The 5,918-nt window shown below is 38.4% G+C and carries 6 protein-coding genes; all 6 read right to left on the reverse strand.

The genetic code is table 11. The features are described from left to right. Positions 1–903, reverse strand: a 903-nt coding sequence (locus tag ACESM9_RS13755; RefSeq protein ID WP_372999833.1) for a hypothetical protein, incomplete at its 3' end; no start/stop codon positions are given. 83 nt (positions 904–986) lie between these two features. Then, positions 987–1,544 carry a TetR/AcrR family transcriptional regulator gene (locus tag ACESM9_RS13760; protein ID WP_372999836.1) on the reverse strand — a complete coding sequence of 186 codons (558 nt, stop codon included), beginning with the start codon at positions 1,542–1,544 and terminating at the stop codon, positions 987–989. Between the two features lie 65 nt (positions 1,545–1,609). Continuing rightward, positions 1,610–2,911 carry a M20/M25/M40 family metallo-hydrolase gene (locus ACESM9_RS13765; RefSeq protein WP_372999839.1) on the reverse strand — a complete coding sequence of 434 codons (1,302 nt, stop codon included), beginning with the start codon at positions 2,909–2,911 and terminating at the stop codon, positions 1,610–1,612. A gap of 13 nt (positions 2,912–2,924) precedes the next feature. Then, positions 2,925–4,265, reverse strand: coding sequence for a CapA family protein (locus ACESM9_RS13770; protein WP_372999842.1), 1,341 nt, complete (start codon positions 4,263–4,265; stop codon positions 2,925–2,927). Between the two features lie 23 nt (positions 4,266–4,288). Beyond that, complete coding sequence (locus ACESM9_RS13775) at positions 4,289–4,972, reverse strand: hypothetical protein (protein WP_372999845.1); 684 nt, start codon at positions 4,970–4,972, stop codon at positions 4,289–4,291. Positions 4,973–4,984: 12 nt separating this feature from the next. After that, positions 4,985–5,698 (reverse strand): DUF5058 family protein, encoded by a 714-nt coding sequence (locus tag ACESM9_RS13780; protein ID WP_372999848.1) that lies wholly within the window; start codon positions 5,696–5,698, stop codon positions 4,985–4,987. Between the last annotated feature and the right edge of the window lie 220 nt (positions 5,699–5,918).

The following is a 5,918-nucleotide window of genomic DNA, read 5'->3' on the forward strand; positions in this document are numbered from 1 at the left end:
TCTTGCCGCCATATCCAGATTATTGACAATCTCTCTTTTTATCTCCTTGAAGCTTTGAGCTGCTTCTTTGAGTCTGGGAGTTATCTCTGTCATCAAATATTCTTTTCCCTTCAAACCAGCAGCTGCCAGCAATGATGTCAAATATTCTTTTTCTGCTCCTTCTTGAAATTCAAGAGACGAATCTGTGTATACTTTCTGTGTTTTATTCTCTGCTCTGGCTGCTCCTTCCTCTGCTACTTCTTCTGACACATCCTTCAATGCCTTATTTATTATCCTCTGAGCCAGATCCTCCATCCTATAGGCAGCAGCCTGGCGTCCTTCATTTACAGCCTTTGTGAGTATTGTTTTAGTCTTTGTATCATTATCCAAGGATTCTGCCTTAGCTTCCATAACATCTAATATTTTATCCAAGGAGACCCCCTTGGCAAGCAAACTTCTAATTTCAATGACTAAACTATCTAAATTGTCATCTTCTTTGTTTTCACTTCCACTTCCAAGGCTTAAACTTAATTCATCAATCAGTTCACTTAGCTCTCTTCCAAACAAAGCTTCGTGAATTAATTTCAAATTAGCCATATTTATATTCAGTTCCTTGTTTAGAAGATTCTTAATCACCTCAAGCTTATCCTCAATGCTGCCTGAAAATTTTTCCAAATAAGTTTTAAGAATTTCTACAGTTTCCTTGTCTAGGGAAATATCCTTTCCAAAGACTTTCTCCAGCATATGCTTTAGTTCCTGTGGCATAGAATTCACATTGTTCTTCCCAGAAGCTTCTCCTTTTTCAACTTCACATGATTCCTCACTTTTTACAGATAAGACTGGTTTATCCTCATCGATTTTTACTTCACCTTTCTGTTCCTTAAGCACTCCATATATATTTATAAAATCATTTGATATTTTCATCATCATCACCTCATCATCTTTATCTGTCTGTTATATATATCGGCAATAACAGAGCAAAAGTGAATAAAAAAAGAGTGAATTCCTCACTCTTCATCTTTTAATATACCAAACAGTATTATCTTTTGTATCTCTTTCACCGCATTGTTTATATTCAGATTGCTCTTCACCAGAAAGTCGTATTCTAGAATGGCTCTGAAGGATCTCTCCATAATAAGTATCAAAACATCAATATTTATGTCCTCCTTAAGCTTCCCTGAACCTATTCCTTCACTTACAAGATCCCTCATGAGATTCAGCTTGAAGTTTAGCTGCTCCTGTATTCTTTCCCAATCCTCTGGATAGTATTTTTCTATATCCTCCAGAATATCCAAGGGCATCTGATACTTATGATGCGAAAGCAAGGCTGCATTGATCTTGCCGATTAATGTATCTTCCTTATCAACAGCCTCCAGTGTCTTATTGTTGTTATCCTCTATGCTTGTTCTTATGAATTCGCTTACCAAGTGATTCTTGCTGTCAAAGTACTTATAAATAGTCTTTTTGCTTATACCCAAATCCTTAGCTATATCATCTACTGTAAACCGTTTAACCCCATATTGATTTATATATTTTGAAGCAGATTCAATTATTCTATCCTTCAATATCCATCACCCCATAAAAGTGCTACAACAATCATAACATAGATTTTTCTATATTCCAATTATACCTAATATCTGCTAATCAGCTTAAATATTGATTCGCTGCCGAAATAAAGAGCCTCTACCGGTATCCTCTCATTGGCATTGTGTATAAGTTTTGAAAAATCAATATCATCTGGAAGCATCATAGGTGTGAAACCATAGGTTTGTATACCCAGCCTTGAGAAAAATCTGGCATCTGTTACCCCACTCACTACAAAGGGTATGGGTATAGCATCATTGTCCCCTTCCTTCAGTATTGCTCCCAAATCTTCAAACATGGTCATATCTACCTTATCTGGTCCTTTATCATAAAATAATAGTTCCAAGTCTGCATCTTTTCCCAGAATATTCTCCAGTTCAATCAAAATAGACTCCGATGAAAATCCTGGCAGTATCCTGCCATCAAAATCCAGCACAACCTCTCCAGGAATAACATTTATCTTCTCTCCTCCCCTCACTATTGTAGCATTCACCGTATTATGAAGCAGAGGATCAAAAACCCTTCCCTTATCCCCCATGATATCTAAAACTCTATCAGTAAATCTAGGATTTAATAATGATTTTATGATTTTGCTTGTAGGAAAACTAAGGTTTGATGCTAAAGCTTCAAACATCATTTTCCCAGGAGGTGTAATATGGACAGGCAGCCTACTTTTGTCCAGCTTGGTCAAAATCCTTCCCAGCTTTGCCATGGCTCCAGCCTTAGCGGGCATAGAACCATGACCACCCTGCCCTTTGATAACGGCTCTGATTCCACATCTTTGTTTTTCTGCCACCATTATGGGATAAAACCGCTTCCCATTAATATGCATAGTAAAACCGCCTATTTCACCAATGGCATACCTTATATCTTTAAACAACTCTCGGTATCCTTCAACCACATATTTGGCTCCGTATAACCCTGCATCCTCCTCATCACAGACCAGGCATAATACAATATCTCCAGATGGTACTATACCTTCATGCTTCATGTGAACCATTGCCCATATCATCATGGCAACGGCGCCCTTCATATCCAATGCTCCTCTGCCCCAAATGCAACCTTCTTCAATCATGCCTTCAAAAGGTGAATAATCCCAGCTCTGATGAGCAGTAGTAACTACATCCACATGACCATACATAAGAAAAGGAGGCTTTGTGCCCTTTCCCCTCAATCTTGCAAACAAGTTCAGTCTGTCTTCCTTTTCTCCCAATATCATGGATTCTATCCCTGCTTCCTCCAACAACTGATGTATAAACATTATGCATTTTCCTTCGTTGCCAGGAGGATTTGTAGTATCAAATCTTATGAGCCTTTGAAGTAATTCCTCTATCTTCATCCAATCCATGCTTTCACCTCGTCTAACCCAATATTTCTAAGCTGTCTTTAGGCAGAACTCTCTCATATAAAAGTTTTTCAAGTCGCTTAAGCTCCTTTATATCTTTCTTTGAAAAACCATGGGGATTCTCGCCCAACTCTAAAGTATTTAGGGTTTTTCTAAAGTCAAGTACCCTATAATCCCCTTTTCCATCTTCTAGGGATCTATAAAGTATGTATATGGGCAAGACCTTTAATCCTGTAAGCTTTGTGATTTCCAAACCCCTCTCCATGCCTTTAGATATTTCCAGCTTAAGCAGCAAAGCAAGCCTGGAATTCTTGCTGAAAAGATTTAATGATACAAGCTCTCCCAGGGAATAAATGATGAATCCTTCCTTCTCCCTCTTATCATAGGGATCATAGAATCTGTATCTTTCCATAGGCTGAGCTACATGGGGATGACCTCCCAAAATCACATCTACTCCGCATTCCATAATCCTGTGTCCCATATCGATTATATTTTGTATGGGATATGTCTCAAACTCTATGCTCCAGTGTAGCATGGCTACTACTATGTCTGCTCCTTTTTCCTTGGCCAGTTTCACATGGTTTTCTATCAAGGAAATATCAGTTTCCGGTTTATTTAATCTTAGATGATTGACCATAAATTCTTTTCCCGGTATCGAATCCTCTCCGTTTAGGCAGTATGTATAGGATATAAAGGCTGTTTTTATGCCCTTTTTCTCTATGATTGGTATGTCATTTTGCTCTTCTTGGGTTCTGGCAGTGCCTACATGTAGGTATCCTTTAGAATCAAGGAAGTCTAAAGTAGATATTATGCCATGCTCTCCCTGGTCTAGGCTGTGATTATTGGCAGTAGAAAAAAAGTTCACACCTTTACCTTCGTCTATAAATCTTTCAAACATCTGAGGAGAAATGTTGAGCTTTGGTGCAGTAAGACACATTCCCGGCACTCCAACGGGAGGTTTTTCTGGAACTATTGGTGCCTCAAGATTTGCACAGACTATATCAGCATTGAAATAGAAATCCTGTACATCATGCCATAGATGGAGGGTGTTTTCTGGAAATATCATCTCGGATGCGCTTAGATCCCCTCCTGCAGATATGATTATTCTGCTCTCATTTTCAAACTCATTGCCTTCTTTGAAATTCAAATTCTGATTTGCAAAATATTCTTCTATCCCTTTACCCTTTTCTGCCCTCTCAATCTGCTTCACAACAGACTTGTATCCCCACCAGAGCTTTTCCCCAAGATCCATGTATTTGAAATTATCCTCATACTCCTGAGAATATATGTATTTATCCCCTTTAATAAACCCTATTATATTTAATAAACCCCTCAGCATTGTATACCTTAATTTCACGATTTTCTTCCCCCATCGCTATATTATTTGTCCTCTTTTAACATGTTTCTCTTGTATAAAAACTTTGCCCCAATTATTGAGGATACAACACAAATAGGAATTGTTATGGCGCTAGGCAACCCGGGAATCAAGTTTATGAGTACAGCTGTAACAAGAGGAGCCACAGCCAGTTTCCACTCCTTTAATATATAATATGCTCCTATGGAACCGAACAAGGCAGGGAGAACCTGTTCAAAGGCAGGCTGGATTATTGGATTGTCCAATTTTGCACTTATAGGTGCTATAAGTATTACTCCCAATATGATTATTATCTCACTGGATATTACCGACCCTGCAATTGCAATGGTTGATATTATATCCCCCTCCTCTGTGGAGGCCTTTGCGCCCACTACCTCCATACCTATTGCTGCACTTGGTATCTTCATGTTTGATATATTTCCCGTCAGATAGGACATATACATGGCGCTGGAACCCAGCATGGGAGAGAAGGTCAATATCTCAACCACTGACACTGGAATCATAACCACTGATATGCTAATAATGCCGTTTATAAGGCTTTTTATAGGAGGCGCTATGCCATAGTTGGCCCATAGAATAAGGGGAGGTATAAATGTAAGCAAAAGCCCCAGTATAAGAGTCCATCTACCTATAAAATGAACCCTGCTTTCGTATGTATTTGCTACCGCTTTATTATCCAATTTAATCATATCTGCAGCCTCCTAAAAATAATATGAAAATAATACAGTACATGCCATAGCACCTATCATGCTCAGAGCGAGAGCAAATTCTTTAAGCCAGTCCTGCTTGAGCTTGACGATGATCAATGCCAAAATGGTCATTATGACTGCACCACATATTAATGTGAATAATGAAAGACCACCCTTTATAATTGGATCTGCTATAAAAACACAGAAAACTCCTAAAAAAGCTGCATTGTTCAGGATATTTCTCCATTGTGGATCAGAAGTAGTACTCTTGGCATACTTCTCCTTTATCTTTCTTAGGAAAAATGCAACAAAGGACACAGCCCAAATTGAGCCTATACACATTATCCATACAGATGAAGCAAATACCTGACTGTTATATCCTGCTCCTCCCAAGCTGTCTATTCCCATGGATTTGGCGCCTATGCCGGCAGCCATCAGTTCATAAGGAGCGGACCCAATTACAGAAAGCCTCATCCAAGGTATGGGTATGCCTAAAACTGGCACCATAGTCATAAGCGCAACTATTACCGCTATACTCGGTACTATAGTGGAAATGGCACCGGTTCGGAAAGCTTTCAGCATTTTGCCCTTAGTCAGTCCGATCTTTAAACCTTGGTTATAGGCAAGCCTGAAAAACAGAACTGATTGAAAGAGTATAAATAAAATTACTATTGCGCCACATAGAAAAAAGACTTTACTGTTTGCGATTTGCAAATAATCTTTCATATTGACGACCCCCTGATAATATATGAAATTGAAATCTTTGTACTCTGGAAACCATATTAGTTTTATTAGTTCCCTTTTTCAGTATACATTTGTTTGAATATTAAGTCAACGATTCTTTTTCAAAAAAATAAAGGTCGTTGCACATACCAGGTTTATGCAACAACCTTTATCTATTTATATTCCAGCTTCTTTTTTCAAAATATCTACTTTATCTGTTTTC

This window comes from Lutispora sp. (genome assembly GCF_041687175.1).
GTDB lineage: Bacteria > Bacillota > Clostridia > Lutisporales > Lutisporaceae > Lutispora.

What these genes read in the sequence shown, in the direction of transcription:
- ACESM9_RS13765 (WP_372999839.1), bottom strand. Translation starts at nt 2,911, where the DNA reads ATGGATTGGATGAAGATAGAGGAATTACTTCAAAGGCTCATAAGATTT.
- ACESM9_RS13775 (WP_372999845.1), bottom strand. Translation starts at nt 4,972, where the DNA reads ATGATTAAATTGGATAATAAAGCGGTAGCAAATACATACGAAAGCAGG.
- ACESM9_RS13780 (WP_372999848.1), bottom strand. Translation starts at nt 5,698, where the DNA reads ATGAAAGATTATTTGCAAATCGCAAACAGTAAAGTCTTTTTTCTATGT.